The sequence below is a fragment of the Sphingopyxis sp. genome, assembly GCF_035565275.1.
Classification (GTDB): domain Bacteria; phylum Pseudomonadota; class Alphaproteobacteria; order Sphingomonadales; family Sphingomonadaceae; genus Sphingopyxis.
On the sequence record NZ_DATMST010000297.1, the window covers coordinates 1 to 23,480 of the forward strand.

The following is a 23,480-nucleotide window of genomic DNA, read 5'->3' on the forward strand; positions in this document are numbered from 1 at the left end:
TCGGCGGCTGGATCGCGACCGCATGGCCCGAGCGCGTCGCACGCCGGCGCGCGGGCCAGCGCGGCGAATTTCTCAGCGTCGGCGGACGCGCCTATCGTATCGATGCGGTCGATCCGCTCGCGGGCAGCGAATGGATCGCGATCGCCGACGCGCAGGGCCATGCTGCGGGGGTACGCATCCTCGCAGCGGCGCAGATTGAACAGGCCGAGGTCGAAGGACTCTTCGCCGACCGCATCGCCCAGCATTCGGCGAGCAGCTACGACAGCGCAAACGATCGCGTCGATCATCGCCGCGAACGACGGCTCGGCGCGATCACACTGACGAGCGGGCAGGCGGGGCGCAGCGAGAATGTCGAAGACGATGTGGCGGTGCGGATGGCCGCAGTGCGCAGCAAGGGGCTGGGTCTGATCGGGTGGGGGCCAGCGTCGCAGGCGCTGCGCCAGCGCGCTTCTTACGCCGGGATCGACGCGCTTTCGACCGGCGCACTTGCAGACAGCCTCGAATTGTGGCTGGAGCCGTTGCTTTCCGGATGCCGCGGATTGCGCGACATCGGCGACCGCAAGCTGGCCGATGCACTGATGGCGACGCTCGACTGGTCGGCGCGCCAATTGCTCGAAAAACACGCGCCTTCCGATTATACGACACCGGTCGGCAGCAGGCACCCGATCGACTATGGTGCCGACGGCGGGCCGACGGTCAGCGTTCGCGTGCAGGAATTGTTCGGGCTCGCGCATCATCCGGCGATCGGTGACCCACCGGTGCCACTGGTGCTAGCCCTGACTTCGCCTGCGCATCGCCCGATCCAGACGACGCGCGATCTCGTGTCCTTCTGGAGCGGCAGCTGGCATGACGTGGCGCGCGAGATGCGCGGGCGCTATCCCAAGCATAGTTGGCCCGACGATCCGGCGAACGCGCGGCCTACCTTGATGACGAAAGCGGCGCAGGCGCGGCGTGATGCGCAATAGACCCCTTTTAGTGTCGCGAGCTTGGCGCTAAGGCAGCGCCTCAAGCCCCAGCTACAGGACGACCCCGATGAAAGCGCGTATTTTCCAGAAGCCCAAGAATGCCATGCAGTCGGGCCGCGCCGGGACGCAGCGCTGGATGCTGGAATATGCCCCCGCCGAAGCACGCAAGGCCGATCCGCTGATGGGTTGGGCGGGTAGCGGCGACACACAGCGCCAGCTGCGTCTGGGCTTTGCAAGCCGGGAAGAAGCGGTCGCTTACGCCGAGAAGAACGGGATCGAGGTCGAGGTTGCCGCGACCCCGGTGCGTACGCTGAAGATTCAGGCATACGCCGACAATTTTCGCTGAAAGGGGACGGCCCCGAAGGGCCGTCGACCTCAGCCTTCCGCGTCGGGCTGCAACAGCTTGTGCAGGTGGACGACGACATATTTCATTTCGGCATCGTCGACGGTGCGCTGCGCGGCGCTGCGCCATGCCTTTTCGGCTGCCTTGTAGTCGGGATAGAGGCCAACGATGTCGAGGTTGTGAAGGTCGGTAAAGTCGAGGCCCTGCGGATCGCTGACGCGTCCGCCGAACACGAGGTGCAATTTGCTCATGGCTAGCTTTCCTTGCGGGTTAGCGCGGGGAGGGGAGAGAAGGCGCGCCCCTACCAGCGCTTTGCCCTAACGGCAAGTACGCCTCATTCCTCGTCCTTGCGACCCTTGGGCAGCAGTGACCCAAGCAAGGCGCCGATCGCGACCGCGCCCGCGACGAGCGCCAGCGGCTGCTTTTCGGCGACGTCCTTCAGCTTGCTGTTCGCGCGTTTTGCTTGCGCCTTGCCCTTCTCATAAGCCTCGCCGGCGGCTTCGCGCGCGACGCTCGCCTGTTCGCTGGCCTTGGCCGCAAGATCTTCGGTTGCGGCACGGGCGCGGCCGTACCCGTCGTTAATGCGCGCCTTCGCCGCCTCGGCGGTCAGGCGGGCGTTTTCGGCGGTCTTCTCCGCAAGTTCGCTCGCTTTCGCACGCGTTGCGCGGGCGGTTTCACCGAACGGCTTCATCATCTTCCTCCACTATTTCAATGTCATCTTCGTCCGCGGGTTTATCGGCGGAACGAAAATGATCGGCGACGTCCGCCGCCAGGTCCTGAGCTTTTCGCGCAAGTCTGGGTGCATGTTCCTTGATCGGTTCGCGCAACAGCCAAGCGATCCCGGCCGCTGCGGCGATCATGATCGGAAGGCGGTTGTCGCGAAATTGCTGTTGCACCGCGTTCGCCGCATCGTCGACCTTTTCGCCAATACGGTATTTGCCGCGATCGACGAGCGCGCCGGGTTTGAGCGCCGCCCGCGCGACATCAAGCCGCCGGTGCAGTTCGGCGCGCTGAAGCATCGAATGGCGCGCGGCGGTGATCAGGCGATTACGCGTCCGCGGCATCGTCGATCCCTTCGTTCGTCAGGTCGCGGCGGAGCGCGGTGCGAATGTCGCCATAGCTCAGATGGGCGCGCCACGCGGCGCCGGCCGCAACGGCGAGAAGAAAGCCGACCACTATCAACGTCGCGAGCAGGGGGCCGACGTGCGGTGACAGCGCTAATATCGCACCGAACGCCAGTGCGAGTAATGCCACGCCGGCGGCGGTGGCGGCAACGCCGCCCCATATGGCGGCCCGGCTGGCGCCGTGGAGCGCCAGTTCCCCGCGCGCTTCGATCAGCGCGAATTCGGCTCTCGCCGTCGCCGAAAGATTGTCGATGACATCGCCGACAATCTTTTCGAGCGGAACCGGAGGCGGAGCCACCGGACGTCCGTCCGGCGCATAGCCGTGGCTTATGCCGTCAAAGCTGGGCGCGCCGGGAGTCGGCGGGGTGTTCGGATCTGCAGATGCCAAGGTCCGGTCAATCGTTCGAGCTGCCCTTGAGCATGCGGGCGAGCACGAAACCGATCACCGTGGCGGCGCCAACGGCGATTGCCGGGTTCTTCTTGACCATGTCGCGCGTCGATGCGGCCAACTCGTCGAGGTCCTTCTTGTCGAGCGACGTGGCAAGGCCGGCAACGGTCGAGGCCGCCGAACGGGCATAATCGCCGTACTGCTTGCCAAACTTGCTGTCGACGGTGCCGGCGCTGTCCTCGAGCAGCTTGGCAAGGCTGCCGACGGCTTCTGCCGCCTTGTCCTTGCCCTTGGTCGCGGCATCGCGCGCCTTCGTCGAGGCCTGGTTCTTCAGCGTCGTCGCTTCCTGCTTCAGCGAGGCAGCCTTCTTCGAGGCTTCGGACTTGATGGTGTCGCGGGTCGCGGCAATCTGGTCGCGGATCGGATGATCCTTGGCGGTGGCCTTCACGGTCGCCGGCTTGCGCGCGGGCGCAGCCTTGGTTGCGGCGGCCTTTGCGGGCGCCTTGGGACGGGGAGCGGCAACTTTCTTCGTGGCGGGAGTAGCGGCTTTGGCCATCGGCTTTGTCCTCTTCTTCTTTTATCGGGCGCCGCGTCAGCGAACGTCCCCTTTGGTCCTGCCTCAATATATAGCAAGGCAAGCCGAATGGTTCCATCCCTCCGCAAAATTCCTATGCAGCGGTTGCACTGACGGCACCCTCTCGATAACAGGCGGGCGCCTTTCTCCACCGGCCCGTTCGTGGCCGCCAGCAGGACAGTTTCCATGACCGCCATCATCGACATTCACGGCCGCGAAATCCTCGACAGCCGTGGCAATCCGACCGTCGAAGTCGATGTCCTGCTCGAAGACGGCAGCTTTGGCCGCGCTGCGGTGCCCTCGGGCGCCTCGACCGGCGCGCACGAGGCGGTCGAACTGCGCGACGGCGACAAGGCGCGCTATCTCGGCAAGGGCGTGACCAAGGCCGTCGCCGCGGTGAACGGTGACATCGCCGAAGCACTGATCGGCCTTGATGCCGAAGACCAGCGCGAACTCGATCAGGCGATGATCGACCTCGACGGCACGCCGAACAAGAGCCGCCTCGGCGCCAACGCGATCCTCGGCGTCAGCCTTGCGGCCGCGAAAGCCGCCGCCGACGCGCGCGGACTGCCGCTCTATCGCTATGTCGGCGGCGTTTCGGCGCGCACGCTTCCGGTTCCGATGATGAACATCATTAATGGCGGCGAGCATGCCGACAATCCGATCGACGTGCAGGAATTCATGATCATGCCTGTCGGCGCCGGCAGCATCGCCGAAGCGGTACGCTGGGGCAGCGAGATTTTCCATACGCTCAAGAAGGGCCTGTCGGCGAAGGGGCTCGCGACCGCGGTCGGCGACGAGGGCGGCTTCGCCCCGAACCTGGCTTCGACGCGCGCTGCATTGGACTTCATCGCGGCGTCGGTCGATCAGGCGGGCTTCAAGCTCGGCACCGACGTCGTGCTTGCGCTCGATTGCGCCGCGACCGAATTCTTCAAGAACGGCAAGTACGAGATCAGCGGCGAAGGCCTGTCGCTCAGTCCCGAGCAGATGGCGGAGTATCTCGCCGCGCTCGTCAAGGACTATCCGATCAAGTCGATCGAGGACGGCATGAGCGAAGATGATTTCACGGGCTGGAAGGCGCTGACCGACCTTGTCGGCGACAAGTGCCAGCTCGTCGGCGACGACCTGTTCGTCACCAATCCGCTGCGTCTGGAGCAGGGCATCAAGGACGGTCTCGCCAACTCGCTGCTCGTCAAGGTCAATCAGATCGGCACCCTTTCGGAAACGCTCGACGCCGTCGATATGGCGCACCGTGCGCGCTACACTGCCGTCATGTCGCACCGTTCGGGCGAGACCGAGGATTCGACGATCGCCGACCTCGCGGTCGCGACCAACTGCGGCCAGATCAAGACCGGCAGCCTCGCGCGCTCGGACCGGCTTGCCAAGTACAACCAGCTCATCCGCATCGAGGAAGAACTGGGCGACATGGCGCGCTATCCGGGAATGGCGATTTTCGGCTGATCGCAAAGCTGCGGAAAACAGTGACCTGACGGCTTGACGCCACGAATCAACTCTGATTCAAGGGCCCGAATGACGCAGCGCCACAAATTCCGCAAATCGATGAACCGGGCCGCCGGTCCCGCGATCGCGGTGATCGTGGTGCTGGCGATGATCGGCTATATCATCTTCGGACCGACCGGCCTTTACGCGTGGGGCGATTATGGCCAGTCGGTCGAGAAGCAGCGCGTCGTGCTAAGCGAATTGACGAAGAAGCAGAACGAGCTGCAAAACCGCGTCAACCTGCTCGATCGCCGGCGCGTCGATCCCGATCTGGCCGAAGAATATGTCCGCGAAAAGCTGGGCGCCTATCACCCTGACGAGGTGATCATTCCGATGGAACCCGAGGCGAAACGCTGAGCGTTTTCGCCGCGATTATGTTGCATACGTAAGGCACGCGGACACCCTCCGATGGCGGGCGTTGCCAAGTGCGGCGCGGCTCTCCTATAGGGAGCCATGCCGTAACGGCTAAATGCAAAGGAACCCGTCTTGGCCAAAGCTCCTGCGCGCACCTCCCCCGCGCCCAAAAAGACTGCATCCACCCCGGCCGCCGCGACCAATCGCGAGCAACCGCGCGAACCCGTCCCCTACGACGCAACGCCCGAAGAGCTGGAGAAATTCTACCGCGAGATGCTGCTCATCCGCCGCTTCGAAGAGAAGGCGGGGCAGCTTTACGGCCTCGGCCTGATCGGCGGTTTCTGCCACCTCTACATCGGTCAGGAAGCCGTTGCGGTAGGCCTGCAGTCGGCACTCGACGGCGACAAGGACAGCGTCATCACCGGCTACCGCGACCATGGCCACATGCTCGCCTACGGTATCGATCCCAAGGTCATCATGGCCGAACTGACGGGGCGCCAGGCCGGCATCTCGAAAGGCAAGGGCGGCTCGATGCACATGTTCAGCGTCGAGCATAAATTCTATGGCGGTCATGGTATCGTCGGCGCGCAGGTGTCGCTGGGCACCGGGCTGGCCTTCGCGCACAAATATCGCGGCGACGGCGGTGTCGCCATGGCCTATTTCGGCGACGGCGCATCGAACCAGGGCCAGGTGTACGAAAGCTTCAACATGGCCGAGCTGTGGAAGCTGCCGATCATCTTCGTGATCGAGAACAACCAGTACGCGATGGGTACCTCGGTCAACCGCTCGTCGGCCGAGGACCAGCTCTATCGCCGCGGCGAAAGCTTCCGCATTCCCGGCATGCAGGTCGACGGCATGGACGTGCTCGCGGTGCGAGGTGCCGCCGAAGCGGCGCTCGAGTGGGTGCGCGCGGGCAAGGGGCCGGTACTGATGGAACTCAAGACCTATCGCTATCGCGGCCACTCGATGTCCGACCCCGCCAAATATCGCAGCCGCGAGGAAGTCCAGGCGGTGCGCGACAAGTCCGACGCGATCGAGCATCTCAAGAAACTGATGCTCGACGCGGGTATCACCGAAGACAAGGTCAAGGATATCGACAAGGAAATCCGCCAGATCGTGGCCGAGTCCGCCGACTTTGCGGAAAGCGCCCCCGAACCTGAACTTCCCGAACTTTATACCGACGTGCTGGTGGAGCAATATTGAGATGGCCATCGAATTGAAGATGCCGGCGCTGTCGCCGACGATGGAAGAGGGCACGCTCGCCAAGTGGCTCGTCAAGGAAGGCGACACGGTGAAATCGGGCGACATTCTCGCCGAGATCGAAACCGACAAGGCGACGATGGAGTTCGAAGCGATCGACGAAGGCACGATCGGCCAGATTCTCGTCGCCGAGGGCACCGACAATGTGAAGGTCGGCACCGTGATCGCGACGATTACGGGTGAGGGCGAGGAGGCTGCGGCTCCGGCTGCCGCACCGGCGCCAGTTGAAGAAAAGAACGTCGCCCCCGCGGAGGCGGAGGCCGCTAGCGTTAGCGAACCCGCTCCAGCGGCCCCCGCCTCCGCGGGGGCGACGGAAAAGGCGGCACCCGCCGAACGCGCCTCCGATCCTGCGATCCCCGACGGCACCGCAATGGTCCGTCTGACCGTCCGCGAAGCGCTGCGCGACGCGATGGCCGAGGAAATGCGCAAGGACGACCGCGTGTTCGTGATGGGTGAGGAAGTCGCAGAATATCAGGGCGCGTACAAGGTCACGCAGGGTCTGCTCGAGGAATTCGGCGCGCAGCGTGTCGTCGATACGCCGATCACCGAATATGGCTTCGCCGGCTTGGGCGCCGGCGCCGCGATGGGCGGGCTAAAGCCGATCATCGAGTTCATGACCTTCAACTTCGCGATGCAGGCGATCGACCACATCATCAACTCGGCGGCGAAGACCAACTATATGTCGGGCGGCCAGATGCGCTGTCCGATCGTGTTCCGCGGGCCCAACGGCGCCGCAGCGCGCGTTGGCGCGCAGCACAGCCAGAATTTCGCGCCTTGGTATGCGAGCGTTCCCGGCCTGATCGTGATCGCGCCCTATGACGCCGCCGATGCCAAAGGGCTTATGAAGGCCGCGATCCGCACGGAAGACCCGGTCGTCTTCCTCGAAAACGAACTGCTCTATGGCCGCAGCTTCGACGTTCCCGAGGTCGATGATTTTGTGCTGCCGATCGGCAAGGCGCGGGTCATGCGGCAGGGCAGCGACGTTACGATCGTCAGCTATTCGATCGGCGTCGGGCTCGCACTCGAGGCGGCTGACCAGCTGGCGGGCGAAGGGATCGAGGCCGACGTCATCGATTTGCGTACGCTGCGTCCGCTCGATACGGCGACGGTGCTCGCCAGCCTCAAGAAGACGAACCATCTCGTCGTCGTCGAGGAAGGCTGGCCGACCTGCTCGATCGCCAGCGAGCTCGCGATGGTTGCGATGGAGCATGGCTTCGACGATCTCGACGCGCCCGTCATGCGCGTGTGCAACGAGGATGTGCCGCTTCCCTATGCACACAATCTCGAAAAGGCCGCGCTCGTCGATACGCCGCGTGTGGTGAGCGCGGTGAAGGCGGTCCTCAATCGCGCCTGACGATCCGGAAACGGCTTTCTATCCCGATATGCGCGACCCGCGCGTCATGGTCGCCGTGCCGCAAGCGCGGCGCGCGGCCATGGCGGCGCTGTGGGGACTGGCCGCGCGTCTTACCAGGTTGCTGCTCGATGCGCGCGAACCGTTGATCGGGCAGATCAAGCTTGCTTGGTGGCGCGACATGATGGTGCTGGTCGCGAGCGACCCCGCGTCGCTGCCCAAGGGCGAGCCCCTGCTGGCCGAGCTTCAGGCAAGCTGGGTAGGGCAGGGCGGCCTCGACGCGCTTGTCGATGCGGCCGAGGCAATGTTGCTCGCGGAAACCGGCGAGGAACGCCGCGCCGCGTCGGAAAGCTTCGGCGGACAGCTTTTCCGGCTTGCGGACGGCGAAGAGACCGGCGGGAAGCGCTGGGGTCTCCTCTGGGGCGCCGGGGTCGAGGAAGGCGAGGCGGAGGCGCGCGAATTGCTTGAAAAGGCAAAGGGCGCCGTCGCGCCGCCGCGCCGGCTCTTCGCCGGAAATCGGGCGCTTTTGATGCTCGACCGCTGGGCGGGAGCGATCACAGCGCGCAACGGCGAACGACATCTGCGCGGCGAGGGGATACTGCTGCTGCGCATCGGCCTGTTCGGCCGCTGACGATTAAAACGCCCGCGGGGGTGGAAATGGCGTCGCCGAGCATCTATCTTGCCCGGAACAAACGGGGTCGCAGGGGACAATGCGATGTTCAACGGGCTGGTCGCCTATCTCGATTCGATCAAGGCGCGCGACCCTGCGCCGCGGTCGCGCTGGGAAATTCTGCTCTATCCGGGGCTGCTGGCGGTCGGCTTGCACCGTGTCGCGCACTGGCTGTTCGAAGCGCGGCTGTTCTTCCTCGCACGCTTCGTCAATCATCTCTCGCGCTTCCTGACGGCGATCGACATCCACCCGGGGGCGAAGATCGGCCGGCACCTGTTCATCGACCATGGTTTTGGCGTCGTGATCGGCGAGACGGCCGAGATCGGCGATAATGTCTCGATCTATCAGGGCGTGACGCTTGGCGGCACCGACCCCGCGAACGGCATCGGTGGCAAGCGCCACCCGACCCTTGCCAACGACGTGATCGTCGGTTCGGGCGCGCAGATACTGGGCCCGGTTACGGTGAACTCCCGCGCGCGCGTCGGCGCGAATGCCGTGGTGACCAAGGACGTGCCTGAAGGCGCGGTTATGGTCGGCATTCCGGCGCGTTCGACGCTGCTTGACGCCAGCGAATATGCCCGCGAATTCGTGCCTTATGGCACGCCGTGCAGCGAGAATTTCGATCCCGCGACGCAGAAGGTCGAGATCCTGCAATGCCAGCTCGAACAGATGCAGAAGCAGCTCACCGCGTTGATCGAGGAGCGCGACGCGGTCGCCGTCGATATCGAAGCGCCGCGGCGCAAGGGGAACCGGAACCGCGCCTGATGGGGACGGTTACGCCACTGCCGTTCGGCCACAACAGAGCGGTTCCGCTACAGACCGGCTTCGAGCGCCCTGAATTGATGCGTATCCTCGACCTTTACGGGCGGATGGTCGCGGCGGGGCACTGGCGTGACTATGCGATGGATTTTCACCGCGATGCGGCGATCTTCTCGGCCTTTCGCCGCGCCGCCGAGCGTCCCGAGTACCGGATAGAAAAACGCCCCGCCTTGCGGAGCCGGCAGGGCATGTGGGCCCTTGTCTCCGAGGCCGGGGCGATCCTGAAGCGCGGCGACGAGCTTGCGAATGTGCTCGCCCCCGTCGAACGCAAGCTCATGAAGCTGGTCGGGGACTGACGCCGTACCGATGTTCCGGGCGGGAGTGTGGATCAGGCCTCTCTCTGTCCGCCTGACCCACACCCGTTCCTCCCGAAGGAGCTTTGTTACGCCGCCGCGAGGCGGCGCAATCTCTTGTCGTCGCCGAGCAGGACGGTCGGGCTGCCCTGCGCCTTGCGACGCTCGACCCAGTCGCGCAGCAATTCGGCGCAGCTATGATCGAGCCCCGAAAGCTGGGCACAGTCGATCGTGACCGGCTTGTCGCGCGGAATGGCGCCCAGCGTATCTTCCAGCTTGGGAAGCTGGACGAAGGTCGCCGAGCCGGAGAGGCTGACCCGCGCCCCTTCCGCATTATCCGAATGATCCACCTTGAGCCGCAGGCTGCGAACATGGGGGATGAGTTCGACGAGCGAGAAGAGAATACCGACGATCACGCCGGTCAGCAGGTCGACCGCCACCACGAGCACGAGCGTCGTTGCCCAGATGACCACCGGCAACACGCCGTGGTGCTTGAGCAGCTCGCGGGCGTGGTCGAGCTTGACCAGTCGCCAGCCTGTCACGACGAGCACCGCGCCGAGCGTCGCCATCGGCATTGCGCGCATCACCGACGGCAGCAGCGCGACGAACGCGAGGATCCAGACACCGTGCAGGATCGTCGAGAGGCGCGAAACGGCACCGGCCTGGACGTTGGCCGAGCTGCGGACGATCACGCCCGTCATCGGTAGCGCGCCCGCACCGCCGCACAGCATGTTGCCGACGCCTTGCGCGCGCAATTCCTTGTTGAAATCGCTCCGCGGGCCATCGTGCATCTTGTCGACCGCCGCCGCCGACAGCAATGTCTCGGCGCTGGCGATGAACGCGACCGCGAGGGCGGCTGCTATGATTTCGGGCGTCAGCCAGCCGGCGAACGACGTCGGCGGGGTAATTGCGGCGAGGATCGAATCCGGAACCTCGACGCGCGCGACGTTCATGCCGAGCATAAGCGAAATCACCGTGCCCGCCACGACGCCCAAGAGGGCGCCGGGGACAAGGCGCATTGATGCCGGACGCCATTTTTCCCACGCGAGCATGACGCCGATCGTGATGGCGGCGATCAGCAGCGCCAGTTCGGCACCGCCCGGGCTGCTCGTATTGAGGCCCAGCAGACGGCCCGGCATCGCGGCGATATTCTCGAGACCGCTTGCGAGTGGCTTGGCGTCGAACAGGACGTGGAACTGACCGATGACGATCAGAACGCCGATCCCCGCGAGCATGCCATGCACGACCGCCGGCGAGATCGCGCGGAACCAGCCGCCGAGCTTCATGACACCGGCAATCAGCTGCACGGCGCCCGCGATCAGCAGGATCGGGCCGAGGGCCTCGATGCCCTGCGTACGGATCAGTTCGAACACGATCACGGCCAGGCCAGCGGCGGGGCCGCTGACCTGGAGGGGAGAACCGGCGATCGCGCCCACGATGATGCCGCCGATGATGCCCGTTATCAGGCCTTTTTCGGGCGGCAGCCCCGATGCGACGGCGATGCCCATGCAGAGCGGCATCGCGACGAGGAAGACAACGATCGACGCCGCGAAATCGCGCGACAGACCACTGGCAGAGCTGGAGGGGAGAGTCTGGCTTGCCATGGTCAGGCGGCTTTCGCCGGACGCCCGTGCATCGCGAGGCGCTGCGCCGCGGCGAGGGCAACGGGCAGCGGTTCGTTGTCGCGGATCGGAACGAACTGGCCGCTGACACCGTCGAGCCCCATTACCGCGCCCAGATGGATATCGACGAACCAGCCGTGCAGCGAAATTTCGCCGCGCGCGATCCCCGCCGCGACCGACGGATGGGTGCGCAGGTGGGCGAGCTGGACGACGATATTCTCGAGGCTCGCGGCGCGGACGAGGTCGGCGTCGTCGAGGTCCGAATAGCCCGACCGCACGACGTGCTCGGCGGCGTGGCTGTGGCGCAGCCAAGCGGCGACGTTGGGCATGCCTTCCATCATGTGCGGGTTCATCAGCGCCTTCATCGCGCCGCAGTCCGAATGACCGCAGATGATGATGTCGCGCACGCCCAGCGCCGCGACAGCATATTCGACCGTCGACGATACGCCGCCATTCTGCGTCGCAAAGGGCGGGACGATGTTGCCGGCGTTGCGGCAGACGAACAGGTCGCCGGGTTCGGCCTGCATGATATGTTCGGGCACCACGCGGCTGTCCGCGCAGGAAATCATCAGGGCCTTCGGGCTCTGGCCGTCGGCGACGAGCTTCGCGAACAGGTCGTTGCGGCTGGGGAAGACGCGCTTTTCGAAATCGAACACGCGTCCGATAAGATCGTTCATGAAACCACTCCTTGCTGGTTGGTTTCACGCACATGGCGATCGAACTTTGCTGCGGTGCAGCGTTAATGTAACGAAATGTTTCTCAGGCGGCCGGAAGGCGCACGCGTGCGGCCAAACCGCCGAGATGGCTCTGGCCGAGTTCCAGCAGACCGCCGTGCATCCGCGCGATCCGGTCGACGATCGACAGGCCCAGCCCGAACCCGCCGGTATCGCGCGCGCGCGCGCTGTCGAGCCGGGCGAAGGGCTGGACCGCCTGTTCGCGCAGACCTTCGGGAATGCCGGGACCGTTGTCGGCGACTTCGATTTCGACCCAGCGGCCGCCGCTGCGCATCCTTACCTCGATCTCGGTCCCGAAGCGCAGCGCGTTGCCGAGCAGGTTGAGGAGCGCCCGCTTGATCGCAATGCCATGCACCGACAGGACAAAATGATCGGGTCCCACATAGCGGACGGGGTGACCGCGGTCGCTCGCCTCGTCAGCCGCCGTTGCGCACATAACCGCGATGTCGGTCAGCGCGACGGGTTCGGTGGGATTGTCGATGTCGCCCGACAGATAGGCGAGCAGCGAGTCTATCATCCGCTCCATCTCGCCGATATCCTGCTCCATTGCAGCTTCGGCCACCGGGTCCCCGATGCTTTCGGCGCGCAGCCGCAGCCGCGCGAGCGGCGTCCGGAAATCGTGCCCGACGGCGGCTAGCGCCTGCGTGCGATCGGCCATCATCGCCGCAATGCGGTGCTGCATGTCGTTAAACGCGTCGATGACCTTGCGGACCTCGGCGGGGCCGCGCATCGGTATGTCGACGAAATCGCGGTTGCCGACGGTTTCGGCCGCGCGCGTCAGGTCGCGCATCGGGCGCAGCGTGTGACGGATGAGCAGGCTGGCGAGCAGCACGAGCGCGACCGCCGGGACCAGCGTCTGCAAGGTCCGGAACAATGTCAGGTCGAGCTTGCGAACATGGTCGCGCGCGCTGAAGCTGACCCAGCTGCCGTCCTTCAAGCGGATCGCGCCCGATATGGTGCTGTGCAGCCCTGGCGACTGGAGATAGAGACGCAGATCCCGATCCCGTATCTCGGGCTCCCAGTCGATTATCTGCTTCGTGATCTGGTTGAGCTTCGGCGACACCGGCGGCGGATTGACCAGCCGTTCCTGCCACACGAGATGATAGCGGGTGGTCGTCAGTTCCGACGCCACCGTGTCGCGCTGCGCTCGCGGGGCTTCCTCGATCAGCTTGCCCGACAGGACGAGATGCTCGGCAAGCCGCCGCGCCTTGTCGCCGTTGATCGAAAACTGACTGGCACGCTCGTACAGAAAAATGCTCGCGGCGCTTTCAAGCAGCACCGCGGCGAACAGGATCGCGACGATCTGTCCGAACAGGCCGAAACCGCGCTTTTCGAACAGCATCAAAGCCGTTCGACCGGAACGTTGAGCATATAGCCGATCCCGCGGACGGTCACGATCGGCGCGGGTTTTCCGGGGTTCGACAATTTGCGGCGCAGGCGGCTGATGAGCACGTCGATGCTGCGATCCGAACTGTCGCCAAGACGCGTGCGCGACAATTCGATCAATCGCTCGCGCGCGATAACGCGCTGGGCGTTGTCGCACAGGCTGACCAGCAGGTCGAATTCGGCGCCGGTCAGCTCGACCGCGGCGCCATCGGGTGAGGTCAGCTGGCGTCGGGGCAGGTCGGCGGTCCAGCCGTCGAAGCGGATCAGGCCGCGCTCGCGGTCCGCGGGCTGGCGTTCGACGGCGTGTCGCCGCAGGACGGCGCGCACCCGCGCGACCAGTTCGCGAACCCCGAAGGGCTTGGCGAGATAATCGTCGGCGCCGAGCTCGAGACCGATGATCCGGTCGGTCTCGGTCCCCTTTGCCGACAGGAAGATGATCGGGATATCGCTCGTCCGCCGGACTTCGCGACAGATGTCGATCCCCGACGTTCCGGGCAGCATGATGTCGAGCAGCAACAGATCGGCGGGCGCCGCGCGCAGCGCATCCCACATCTGCGGCGCGGTGCCGGCGGTACGGACGATATAGCCATGTTCCTGCAGCGCACGCGCGGTCAGGGTTCGGATCGGAGGATCGTCCTCCACCATCAGGATATTCGGCGGTGTCATTGCTTCACCTGGGAGAGGGGCTTCATTTTTTTGGCCCGGACCCGCCCGTCCGTGCCGTGTTGCGGAGTGAAGGGACGCCCTGCCATGCCAGCTCGGGCGAAGGAGCGGCCCACAGGATGCAAGACCCTGCAGATCCGGGCTTCTCTTATCGTGCCTGTCGGCTCAGGCAAGAGGCGAATCGTTTTTTCCGCATCAGCGTGGCCGGAGATTTTCCAGGAAAAAGGGGGCCCGGCTGTCTGGCCGGAGCCCCCGAAAACCGGCTTCCGGAGTGGAAACCGGGTTGTTCAGCTTGCCATTATCCCTGCGCGACGACGCCGGTCGTCCGGATGGTCGCGGGCAGCTGGTTCGCCAGATTGCCGGGGAGCAGATCGACGACCACCGCACGGGCATTCTGCCAGAAGGCCGAGAGCAGCAGCAGCGCAGAACCGATGACAAAAGCGGTCATCGCGACGTTGAGTTCGACCGCGCCGAACTCGCGGAACAGCTGGGTCATCGCGAAAAGCACATAGGCCAGCGCCGAGACGAGCAGCGCGCGGCGATCGATCGCCAGCGCGATCAGCCCGAAGACCACATAGATGCCGACGACGAGCAGCGCGGCACCGCTGCCGATGTCGCTGCCGTCGGTCACGCCGAGCAGGTGGAACACCGGGTGCGCGATCATCGGTGCGGCGAGCAGGTGGAGCCAGAAGGCGACGTCGCTGCGGCGCGTCTGGCGCACGCGGTCGCTGCGGTCCCACCACATGGCGAGGGTGAAGACGCCGATCCCGGCGATCAGCACGAGGATCATCGGCAGCGTGCCGTCGGGGCTGGACACCCCGGCGACGGCGAGCACAAGGGCAACGGCGGTCGCAGCGAGCGCGGCGGTTCCGGCGGCGACTGTGATCGGCACCATGAACCGCTTCCAGTGGAACCAGGTCGCGGCGGCGGTCACCAGCGCCATCACCCCGAAGAGGGCTGCACCGGTCGCTTCGTTGACATTGTCGCCGAAGATCGATTCGCCATGCTTGACGAGGAAACCGATCATCGTCGCGAAGACGCCGCCCGAAAAGGCGAGGACCAGCACGATGCTGGGAAGCGCCATGCGGCGCAGCAGCGTGAAATATTCGGCGAGAAACCACGCCGAAGCGGCAACAAACGCGCCGCCCATCGCGGGATGGATCGAGGCGCCGATCCAGCCCACCGCGACGAGCAGGATTACCGCCGCGATGCTGACGAAAATATCGTTGAACCCGGTGATGAGGCGGAAATGCTCCTCGTCCGCTCCGGGGGCGGCGCGAACCGATGCGATATGCGACCGGAACGCCGCGGCGGCCTCCGGTGTCAGAACCTTCGCATCGACCGCGGCTTGCAGGTCGGTTTCACTATACATCGGGGTCGTCCTTCTGTCCGATCCCCTTGCCCCGTCGGTCTTATCGCATTACCGTATTGCTGTGTCAATACAGTGAGGCGCGGGGCATGGCCGTCATCCCGGCCCGCGCCGGGATGACGGAAGAGGCTTCAGCCGAGCGCCTGCAACGCCCGCATCACGGCCATCGACTGCTCGCTGCCCGACTGCGGAACGGTTTCGCCATTGCGGTCGATGATCTTCTCCCACGCCGCGGCGACGCCCTCGGGGGTGCGTTCGTCCTCGGGGAGGGCGACACCCGGGGTCATCGTGACATACGCCGCGTGATAGGCGCCGGCGCCCGCGCCGACGATCATGTTGGTCGGCGCGTCCTCGCTGACCAGATACAGCGCGGCAGGGGCGACGTTTTCGGGCGTGAATTTCTCGAACAGTTCGGCGGGGAAGATATCCTCGGTCATGCGCGTGCCCGCGACCGGCGCGATCGTGTTGCAGCGGATGTTGTACTTCGCGCCTTCGAGGTGGAGCGTCTTGGTCAGCCCGGCGAGGCCGAGCTTCGCGGCGCCGTAATTGGCCTGACCGAAATTGCCGTAAAGACCGGTCGATGATGCGGTCATCAGGATACGGCCATAGGCCTGTTCGCGCATCAGGTCCCAGCACGCCTTGGTGACATTGGCGCTGCCTGACACATGAACTTTCAGCACCAGATCGAAATCCTCGGGGGTCATCTTGGCGAAGCTCTTGTCGCGCAGGATGCCGGCGTTGTTGATCAGGACGTGGACGCCGCCCCATTCTTCCTTCGCCTTGGCGACCATTTCGACCATCTGCTCATATTCGGTGACGCTGCCGCCGTTCGACATTGCGGTTCCGCCCGCAGCGCGGATTTCCTCGACGACCTGCAGCGCGGCGTCCGAATGGCCGGTGCCGTCGCGCGATCCGCCAAGGTCGTTGACCACGACCTTCGCTCCGCGCCGCGCGAGTTCGAGCGCATAGGCGCGGCCAAGGCCGCCGCCGGCGCCGGTGACAATGGCAACGCGGCCGTCAAATTTGATCGTCATGATGGTCTCCCGCAAAAGGCTGAAAAGTTGTCAATGAAAACGCGACCGTCCTTAGCCGTTCACCCGGGGCAGGCAAGGGGGATGCACCACGCCGGAAAAAAGCCGACTGTAGCCAAATTGTCATTTCAGTGACGCGCTTCTGTCATATACCAGCAATATTAGCGCCACGAACCCGTGACCCTTTCGAATGGAGCTTCGTTCATGCGCCGTGCCCTGATCGCCCCCTTGTTGGCGACGTCGATGTTCAGTTTACCCGCACCCGCGATGGCGCAGGCGATGAGCGCCGAGGAAGCCGCCGCGCTGCGGGCGGAACTCGCGGCCTTGAAGGCGCAGGTCCAGACGCTCGAAGCGCGGCTTGATGCCGCGATTGCCGAGCCTGCGCCCGCGCCGCTTCCCGTGCCGACGCCGCCATCGGTCACCGCAAAGCCCGCGACCGAAATAAGCTGGAAGGGGGCGCCCGAACTGAAAACCGCAGATGGCTGGAGTTTCAAGCCGCGCGGGCGCATGCAGTTCGACGTGGCGGGCATCGACGCGCCCGCAGGCGTTCTGGGAACGCGTGGTGGTTTGACGACCGAAATCCGCCGGGTGTTTCTGGGCGTGGATGGCAAGATTCCGGGCGGCTTTTCATACCGCCTCGAAGCCGATTTCGCCGGTGGCTCGGCCGAACTGACCGACGTGTATCTGACTTATGGCAAAGGGCCATGGTCGGTCACGATGGGGCACATCAGACATTTTACCTCGCTCGAAGACGTGACGAGCGATTTGTTCACCAGCTTTACCGAGCGTGCCGCCTTTGTGCCGGCCTTCGGTTTCGAACGCCGCGTCGGCCTGGGCGCACAATATAAGGGCAAGCAACTCCTCGTGCAGGCAGGCGTCTTTGGTGACGATGCCAACAGTCTTCTGGACGATACGAACAACAGCATCAGCGCCGACGGGCGGGTGGTGTGGATGCCCAAATTCGGCGAAACGCAGCTCCACCTGGGCGGATCGGTCCATTTCCGCGATTTCAATGACCAGTCGTCGACGGCGCGCTATCGCGCCCGGCCCTTTGTCCACACCACCGACGTGCGTCTGCTCGATACCGGCAACATCAGCGCCAAGGGTGAAAACGGCTACGGGCTGGAGGGTGCTTTGACGTCGGGGCCATTCCATGCGTCGGGCGAAGCCTTTTGGCAGACGATGAAGCGCCCCGGCCTTGCCGACCCGACCTTCTTCGGCGGCTATGCTGAAGTCGGCATGATGCTGACCCCCGGGGACAGCCGCAGCTACAAGGACGGGGCGTTCGACCGGCTGAAGCCGTCGAAACCGGTCACCGAAGGCGGGATCGGTGCGATCGAGATCAATGCGCGCTACGATTATCTCGACCTCAACGACGGCGGGATCGTCGGCGGGCGCCAGCGCATCGCCCTGCTGGGTGTGGTGTGGGTGCCGATCGATTATGTCCGCGTGATGGCCAATTATGGTCGGGTCATGATCGACGACGCCGCGATCGCCAGCGCAACAGGCGACCGCGATTATTCGGCCGACGTGTTCGGATTGCGAACCCAGCTTGATTTCTGACTGTCGGCGACATCGGGTGGGAAGCGGACGTTCGCTCCTTCTCCTTCGTCATCCCGGACTTGATCCGGGATCCATAGCCGCACCATCGTATGGATCCCGGATCAAGTCCGGGATGACGATGAGAGATAGGTCGGCTTCCGGTCGTCAGACGCTCTTGCCTGCATCCAGCGCATAGCCCGCCGAGCGGACGGTGCGGATGATGTCCGCGGTGCCGGGCAGGTTGATCGCCTTGCGCAGGCGGCGGATATGGACGTCGACGGTGCGAAGCTCGATATCGCTGTCCTGACCCCACACGCTGTCGAGCAATTGCCCGCGCGAAAAGACGCGGCCCGGATGCTCCATGAAATGGCGGAGCAGGCGGAATTCGGTCGGCCCCATCGCGACGATCTGGCTGTTGCGCACGACCTTGTGCGCGACCGAATCGAGCTCGATATCGGCATAGGTCAGCATCTCGCCCGCGAGCGCGGGGCGCAGGCGGCGCAGCACCGCCTGGACGCGCGCGACGAGTTCGCGCGGGCTGAACGGCTTGGTGACATAATCGTCGGCGCCGGTCTCAAGCCCGCGGATGCGGTCCTCTTCCTCGCCGCGCGCGGTGAGCATGATGATCGGGACGTTCGCCGACTTCGGGTTACGGCGGAGGCGCCGGCAAACCTCGATCCCCGGCAGGCTTTCGATCATCCAGTCGAGCAGCACGATATCGGGCACGCGTTCCTCGACGAGGACGAGCGCCTGTTCGCCATCGGGGGTCTGGCGGACCGAAAAGCCCTCGCGTGCGAAATGCCAGACGATGAGTTCGGCGATCGCCTCGTCATCCTCGATCAGCAGCAGGTCGGGCTGCGGCATCAGCCTTGCTCCTGCTCGGCGGCGCCATCTTCGGGCTGTTCGCCGCGCTCGCGTTCTTCCATACGTTCGCCGGTCACGACATAATAGACCATCTCCGCGATGTTCGTCGCGTGGTCGCCCATGCGTTCGAGATTCTTGGCGACGAACAGCAGATGCGCGCTTTCCGAAATATATTTCGGATTTTCCATCATGAAAGTGACGAGGGTGCGGAAGATGCTGTTGTAGAAATCGTCGACGCTCTTGTCGCGCACCGTCACCCGCACCGCGAGTTCGGCGTCGCGCGCTGCAAAGCTGTCGAGCGCGTCGTGGATCAGCTCGACGACGATGTTCGACATCGACATCAACAGCGGGATCGCCTCGATCGACCGCGTCTGGTCCATCAGCGCGACGCGCTTGGCGATATTCTTGCCATAATCGCCGATGCGTTCGACGACCGAGACGATCTTCAGCGCCGCGATCATCTCGCGCAGGTCGTCTGCCATTGGCGCCCTGAGGGCTATCGTCTGGACCGCGAGTTGTTCGACCTCGGCCTCCAGCGCGTCGATCTTCTTGTCGTCGCGCACGACCTGTGCGGCGAGGTCGAGGTCGCCATTGTTGAGCGCGTTCATCGCCTGGAGCAGCGCCTGTTCGGCGCGCCCGCCCATTTCGCTGATCAGCCCGCGAAGGCGGTTCAGATCCTCGTCGAAGGCTTTGACGGTATGATCGTTCGTTAATGCCATCACTCTTGTCCTTTTGCGCCGCGGCTTAACCGTAGCGGCCGGTGATATAGTCCTTGGTGCGTTCCTGCTTCGGGTTGGTGAAGATGTCGGTGGTCTTGCCGTACTCTACCAGCGTCCCGAGGTGGAAAAAGGCGGTGCGCTGCGACACGCGGGCCGCCTGCTGCATATTGTGCGTGACGATCACGATCGCATATTTGCCGCGCAGTTCGTGGATCAGTTCCTCGATCTTGGCGGTCGCGATCGGGTCGAGCGCCGAGCAGGGTTCGTCCATCAGGATCACTTCGGGGTCTACCGCGATCGCGCGCGCGATGCACAGGCGCTGCTGCTGGCCGCCCGACAAGGCGGTGCCGCTTTCCTGAAGGCGGTCCTTGACCTCGTCCCACAGGCCGGCACGCACCAGCGCGCGCTCGACGATGACGTCGAGGTCTGCCTTGTTCGGCGCGAGGCCGTGGATGCGCGGGCCATAGCCGACATTGTCATAGATCGACTTGGGAAAGGGGTTCGGTTTCTGGAACACCATGCCGACGCGCGCGCGCAGCTGCACCACGTCCATCGACGGCGCATAGATATCCTCGCCGTCGAGCTCGATCTGCCCCGTGACCCGCGCACTCGCGACCGTATCGTTCATGCGGTTCAGCGAACGCAGGAATGTCGACTTGCCGCAGCCCGACGGGCCGATGAAGGCGGTGACGAGGTCGGTGCCGACGTCGATCGACACGTCGTTGATCGCCTGTTTCTCGCCATAGAAGACGTTGACGCCGTGCGCCTTCATCTTGGGGTCGGTAATGGTAAGATCGTCTTGGGTCATGATCACCAGCGTTTTTCGAATTTGTTGCGAAGATAGATCGCAAAGGCGTTCATCGACAGCAGCACGACAAGCAGCACGATGATCGCGGCGGAGGTTTTCTCGACAAAGCCCCGGTCGACTTCGTCCGACCAGAGGAAGATCTGCATCGGCAGCACGGTTGAGGGCGAGCAGATGCCGCCCGGAACATCGCCGATAAAGGCGCGCATCCCGACGAGGAGCAGCGGCGCGGTCTCGCCCAGCGCGCGCGCCATACCGATGATCGTGCCGGTCAGGATGCCGGGCAGCGCGAGCGGAAGCACATGGTGGAACACCACCTGCACCGGGCTCGCGCCCACCCCCAGCGCCGCGTCGCGGATCGACGGCGGCACCGACTTGATCGCGTTGCGGCTGGCGATCACGATCACCGGCATCGTCATCAGCGCGAGCGTCAGCCCGCCGACGAGCGGGCTCGCTTGGCAGAGGCCGAACCAGTTGATGAAGACCGCGAGCGCGAGCAGGCCGAAGATGATTGAAGGCACCGCGGCGAGGTTGTTGATCGACACCTCGATGAGGTCGGTCCAGCGGTTCTTCGGCGCATATTCCTCAAGGTACAGCGCCGCGAGCACGCCCGTCGGGAAGGCGATGAGGAAGGCGATGAAGATCGTCAGCACCGAACCCTTGAGCGCGCCCCAGATGCCCGCGACCGCGGGATCGGTGGCGTCGGCGTTCCTGAAGAAGGGCCAGTGGATGCCGGTCGACAGCTTGCCGTCCTTCTCGAGCGCATCGACCTTCGCGCCGAGCGCGCCCTTGGCGCCTTCCTTGGCGGCGATATCGACCTCGGACGATGCGGGCAGGTCGAACACCGTCCTGGCGTTCAGCAATTCGGGATTGTCCTTGATCGCGCTGCGGACCTCTTTCCACGCATTCTCGGAAATCAGCTTCGATCCGTCGGTTCCCAGCGCCTCGTCGGCGGCAAAGGCGACGATGTCGGCCAGCCCTGCATTCGCGATCACCTGATCGGCGTCGGCATCGCCGAGCCGCGTCTTGTCGACCGTCAGCGGCATCGCCCTGAAATCGACGGGCACTTCGACATGCGTGTACATGAAGCCGCGCGCGCCGTTGCCGACCATCACGAAGAGCAGGAAAGCGAGGAAAGCGCCCGAGAGCAGCACCGCGCCCAGCCCCATCAGCCTGAAGCGGCGTTCGGCGGCGTAGCGGCCCGCGATGCGTTTCTGCATCACGGCGCCTTTCCAGTCGGTGGGGGCGGTCTGCCTATTCATAAGCTTCACGATACTTTTTGACGATGCGCAGCGCGACGATGTTGAGCAGCAGCGTAACGATGAAGAGGACGAGGCCGAGCGCGAAGGCCGCCAGCGTTTTCGCGCTGTCGAACTCCTGGTCGCCGGTGAGCAGCTTGACGATCTGCGCGGTCACCGTGGTGACGCTGGCAAAGGGATTCGCGGTCATGTTCGCGGAGAGGCCCGCCGCCATCACGACGATCATCGTCTCGCCGATCGCGCGGCTGACCGCGAGCAATATGCCGCCCATCACGCCCGGCAGCGCGGCGGGGATCAGCACCTGGCGGATCGTCTCGTTCGGCGTCGCGCCCAAAGCCAGCGAGCCGTCGCGCATCGCCTGCGGCACCGCGTTGATGCTGTCGTCGGCCATCGACGACACGAACGGGATGATCATCACCCCCATCACGATACCCGCGGCGAGTGCGCTTTCGGTGCTTGCGTTGGGAATACCCAGCATCACCGCAAATTCACGCAGCGCCGGAGCGACGGTCAGCGCCGCGAAATAGCCGTAGACCACCGTCGGCACGCCCGCGAGGATTTCGAGGATCGGCTTCACCCATTTGCGCACCGCCGGCGCGGCATATTGGGTGAGGTAGACCGCGGTCATCATGCCGATGGGAATGGCGACGATCATCGCGATGATCGCGCCGATCAAAATCGTGCCCCAGAACAGCGGGATGCCGCCGAAGGTGTCGGGCTGCGGCGCGCCGCTCGTCGGCGCCCATTCGGTCCCGAACAAGAGCTCGGCGGGCGAGACGAGGCGGAAGAAGCGGATCGATTCAAAGAGCAGCGATAGCACGATGCCGAAGGTCGTGAGGATCGCGACGAGCGACGCGAGCAGCAGGAACAGCATCACGATCTTTTCGACGCGCGTGCGCGCCCGGAAATCGGGTTTGATCCGCGTGAAGGCATAAAGCCCGCCCGCGAGTGCCAGCGCGAGCATCGCGGCGATGCCGATCCACGCATATTTGTGGCTGGCGTCGGCATAGGGCTTCACCAGCGGCGCCGCGGCGGGCAGCCGCACCGCCGCCTGCCTGCCTTGCGCGACGGCGCGCGCATCGGACAGGATCGCCCCGCGCTCGAACCCGAACGACGGCAGGCTTTGCGCGGCTTCGCTCGTCAGCACCTGATTGGTGATCAGCGCCGGCGACATCGACGACCAGACGGCAAGGAACAGCGCGGCGGGGGCGAACAGCCACAGCGCGACATACCAGCCATGATATTGCGGGCGCGAGTGGAGCTTTTCGCCCGCACGGCCGGCAAGCAGGTTCGACCGCGCGCGGCCGGCGAGCCAGCCGATCAGCGCCAACCCGGCGATCAAAAGCAAAAGGGCGGCGGCGTTGAAGGTCACGTCGCTGGATCCGTCCTCGTAAAAGGCCAAAAAATCGGCGGCCGGGCAGGGCGAACCCGCCCCGACCGCCAGCGGGAGGAAATTATTTGAGCTCGGCGCCGTTCAGCGCGGTCATCGCCTTGCCGTTCGACGCCGCGATATCTGCGATCGCCTTCGGCGACACGATCAGGCCCTTGGCGTTCAGATAACCGCCGTCGCCCGCGCCCTTCAGGAACTCGGCGACATATTCGGCGAGGCCGGGGACGACGCCGACATGCGCCTTCTTCACATAGATGAACAGCGGACGCGATCCGGGGTAGCTGCCGTCGGCGATCGCGGCATAGGTCGGGGCGACGCCCTGCACCGGAACCGCCTTGATCTTGTCCTTGTTGGCATCGAGATAGCTGAAGCCGAAGATGCCGAGGCTCGTCGGGTTCTTGTCGAGCTTCGAGATGATGAGGTTATCATTCTCGCCCTGCTCGACATAATAGGGC

Annotated in this window: 27 protein-coding genes; 10 read left to right on the forward strand and 17 right to left on the reverse strand. The window is 64.8% G+C overall.

The genetic code is table 11. The features are described 5' to 3' along the window. Both VN047_RS19495 and VN047_RS19500 read left to right on the forward strand, forming a co-directional pair. Window positions 1–965: ATP-dependent helicase C-terminal domain-containing protein (locus VN047_RS19495; protein ID WP_325545621.1), on the forward strand; the 965-nt coding region annotated here is incomplete at its 5' end. 67 nt (window positions 966–1,032) lie between these two features. Then, window positions 1,033–1,311 carry an ETC complex I subunit gene (locus VN047_RS19500; protein ID WP_325545623.1) on the forward strand — a complete coding sequence of 93 codons (279 nt, stop codon included), beginning with the start codon at window positions 1,033–1,035 and terminating at the stop codon, window positions 1,309–1,311. Window positions 1,312–1,340: 29 nt separating this feature from the next. Here the strand turns inward: VN047_RS19500 and VN047_RS19505 are convergent, their stop codons facing one another. The 5 genes from VN047_RS19505 to VN047_RS19525 all read right to left on the reverse strand — a co-directional run bounded on the left by VN047_RS19505 (window position 1,341) and on the right by VN047_RS19525 (window position 3,376). Further along, window positions 1,341–1,559, reverse strand: coding sequence for a DUF4170 domain-containing protein (locus VN047_RS19505; RefSeq protein WP_325545625.1), 219 nt, complete (start codon window positions 1,557–1,559; stop codon window positions 1,341–1,343). An 83-nt stretch (window positions 1,560–1,642) separates the two neighbouring features. Then, window positions 1,643–2,002: a hypothetical protein gene (locus VN047_RS19510; protein ID WP_325545627.1), complete on the reverse strand. Its 360-nt coding sequence runs from the start codon at window positions 2,000–2,002 to the stop codon at window positions 1,643–1,645. After that, window positions 1,983–2,372 carry a hypothetical protein gene (locus VN047_RS19515; protein WP_325545629.1) on the reverse strand — a complete coding sequence of 130 codons (390 nt, stop codon included), beginning with the start codon at window positions 2,370–2,372 and terminating at the stop codon, window positions 1,983–1,985. Before VN047_RS19515 ends, VN047_RS19510 begins: the two co-directional genes overlap by 20 nt. Beyond that, window positions 2,356–2,730, reverse strand: coding sequence for a phage holin family protein (locus VN047_RS19520; protein ID WP_325545631.1), 375 nt, complete (start codon window positions 2,728–2,730; stop codon window positions 2,356–2,358). The genes VN047_RS19515 and VN047_RS19520 overlap by 17 nt, the downstream gene beginning before the upstream one ends. Window positions 2,731–2,827: 97 nt before the next feature. Continuing rightward, window positions 2,828–3,376 carry a hypothetical protein gene (locus VN047_RS19525; RefSeq protein ID WP_325545633.1) on the reverse strand — a complete coding sequence of 183 codons (549 nt, stop codon included), beginning with the start codon at window positions 3,374–3,376 and terminating at the stop codon, window positions 2,828–2,830. A 204-nt stretch (window positions 3,377–3,580) separates the two neighbouring features. Between VN047_RS19525 and eno the strand changes: the two genes are divergently transcribed. From eno to VN047_RS19560, 7 genes are all read left to right on the forward strand, one after another. After that, window positions 3,581–4,855: a phosphopyruvate hydratase gene (gene eno, locus VN047_RS19530; RefSeq protein WP_325545635.1), complete on the forward strand. Its 1,275-nt coding sequence runs from the start codon at window positions 3,581–3,583 to the stop codon at window positions 4,853–4,855. 69 nt (window positions 4,856–4,924) lie between these two features. Beyond that, complete coding sequence (locus VN047_RS19535; RefSeq protein WP_325545637.1) at window positions 4,925–5,251, forward strand: FtsB family cell division protein; 327 nt, start codon at window positions 4,925–4,927, stop codon at window positions 5,249–5,251. A gap of 129 nt (window positions 5,252–5,380) precedes the next feature. Next, the gene (gene pdhA / locus VN047_RS19540) at window positions 5,381–6,451 is read left to right on the forward strand and encodes a pyruvate dehydrogenase (acetyl-transferring) E1 component subunit alpha (RefSeq protein WP_325545639.1); all 1,071 of its coding nucleotides are present in this window, start codon (window positions 5,381–5,383) and stop codon (window positions 6,449–6,451) included. A 1-nt stretch (window position 6,452) separates the two neighbouring features. Then, window positions 6,453–7,862: a pyruvate dehydrogenase complex E1 component subunit beta gene (locus VN047_RS19545; protein ID WP_325545641.1), complete on the forward strand. Its 1,410-nt coding sequence runs from the start codon at window positions 6,453–6,455 to the stop codon at window positions 7,860–7,862. A gap of 28 nt (window positions 7,863–7,890) precedes the next feature. Then, the gene (locus VN047_RS19550) at window positions 7,891–8,490 is read left to right on the forward strand and encodes a hypothetical protein (protein ID WP_325545643.1); all 600 of its coding nucleotides are present in this window, start codon (window positions 7,891–7,893) and stop codon (window positions 8,488–8,490) included. 84 nt (window positions 8,491–8,574) lie between these two features. After that, the gene (cysE, locus tag VN047_RS19555; RefSeq protein WP_325545673.1) at window positions 8,575–9,294 is read left to right on the forward strand and encodes a serine O-acetyltransferase; all 720 of its coding nucleotides are present in this window, start codon (window positions 8,575–8,577) and stop codon (window positions 9,292–9,294) included. Continuing rightward, window positions 9,294–9,644: a DUF2794 domain-containing protein gene (locus tag VN047_RS19560; protein ID WP_325545645.1), complete on the forward strand. Its 351-nt coding sequence runs from the start codon at window positions 9,294–9,296 to the stop codon at window positions 9,642–9,644. Before cysE ends, VN047_RS19560 begins: the two co-directional genes overlap by 1 nt. Before the next feature lie 86 nt (window positions 9,645–9,730). Here VN047_RS19560 and VN047_RS19565 read toward each other — a convergent pair whose 3' ends face one another. From VN047_RS19565 to VN047_RS19590, 6 genes are all read right to left on the reverse strand, one after another. Next, entirely contained in the window at window positions 9,731–11,245 is a 1,515-nt protein-coding gene (locus tag VN047_RS19565) for a SulP family inorganic anion transporter (protein ID WP_325545647.1), read from the reverse strand. Between the two features lie 2 nt (window positions 11,246–11,247). Continuing rightward, window positions 11,248–11,940, reverse strand: a complete 693-nt coding sequence (locus tag VN047_RS19570) for a carbonic anhydrase (protein ID WP_325545649.1) — start codon at window positions 11,938–11,940, stop codon at window positions 11,248–11,250. Window positions 11,941–12,022: 82 nt separating this feature from the next. Further along, a complete protein-coding gene (locus VN047_RS19575; RefSeq protein WP_325545651.1) occupies window positions 12,023–13,339 on the reverse strand; it encodes an ATP-binding protein in 1,317 nt (438 codons plus the stop codon). Then, a complete protein-coding gene (locus VN047_RS19580) occupies window positions 13,339–14,049 on the reverse strand; it encodes a response regulator transcription factor (RefSeq protein ID WP_325545653.1) in 711 nt (236 codons plus the stop codon). Before VN047_RS19580 ends, VN047_RS19575 begins: the two co-directional genes overlap by 1 nt. A 295-nt stretch (window positions 14,050–14,344) precedes the next feature. Next, window positions 14,345–15,418, reverse strand: coding sequence for a hypothetical protein (locus VN047_RS19585; protein ID WP_325545655.1), 1,074 nt, complete (start codon window positions 15,416–15,418; stop codon window positions 14,345–14,347). A 128-nt stretch (window positions 15,419–15,546) separates the two neighbouring features. Beyond that, a complete protein-coding gene (locus VN047_RS19590; RefSeq protein WP_325545656.1) occupies window positions 15,547–16,449 on the reverse strand; it encodes an SDR family oxidoreductase in 903 nt (300 codons plus the stop codon). Window positions 16,450–16,650: 201 nt separating this feature from the next. Between VN047_RS19590 and VN047_RS19595 the strand changes: the two genes are divergently transcribed. After that, window positions 16,651–18,009: an OprO/OprP family phosphate-selective porin gene (locus VN047_RS19595; protein ID WP_325545658.1), complete on the forward strand. Its 1,359-nt coding sequence runs from the start codon at window positions 16,651–16,653 to the stop codon at window positions 18,007–18,009. Window positions 18,010–18,153: 144 nt separating this feature from the next. Here the strand turns inward: VN047_RS19595 and phoB are convergent, their stop codons facing one another. The 6 genes from phoB to VN047_RS19625 form a co-directional block, all read right to left on the reverse strand. Continuing rightward, a complete protein-coding gene (gene phoB / locus VN047_RS19600; RefSeq protein ID WP_325545660.1) occupies window positions 18,154–18,852 on the reverse strand; it encodes a phosphate regulon transcriptional regulator PhoB in 699 nt (232 codons plus the stop codon). Further along, complete coding sequence (gene phoU / locus VN047_RS19605; RefSeq protein ID WP_325545662.1) at window positions 18,852–19,571, reverse strand: phosphate signaling complex protein PhoU; 720 nt, start codon at window positions 19,569–19,571, stop codon at window positions 18,852–18,854. The genes phoB and phoU overlap by 1 nt, the downstream gene beginning before the upstream one ends. A 25-nt stretch (window positions 19,572–19,596) precedes the next feature. Beyond that, window positions 19,597–20,379 carry a phosphate ABC transporter ATP-binding protein PstB gene (pstB, locus tag VN047_RS19610; RefSeq protein ID WP_056374154.1) on the reverse strand — a complete coding sequence of 261 codons (783 nt, stop codon included), beginning with the start codon at window positions 20,377–20,379 and terminating at the stop codon, window positions 19,597–19,599. Between the two features lie 2 nt (window positions 20,380–20,381). Next, entirely contained in the window at window positions 20,382–21,638 is a 1,257-nt protein-coding gene (gene pstA / locus VN047_RS19615; RefSeq protein WP_325545668.1) for a phosphate ABC transporter permease PstA, read from the reverse strand. Continuing rightward, entirely contained in the window at window positions 21,631–23,007 is a 1,377-nt protein-coding gene (gene pstC, locus VN047_RS19620) for a phosphate ABC transporter permease subunit PstC (protein WP_325545669.1), read from the reverse strand. The genes pstA and pstC overlap by 8 nt, the downstream gene beginning before the upstream one ends. Window positions 23,008–23,089: 82 nt before the next feature. Continuing rightward, on the reverse strand, window positions 23,090–23,480 hold a 391-nt coding region (locus VN047_RS19625; protein WP_325545671.1), incomplete at its 5' end, for a substrate-binding domain-containing protein.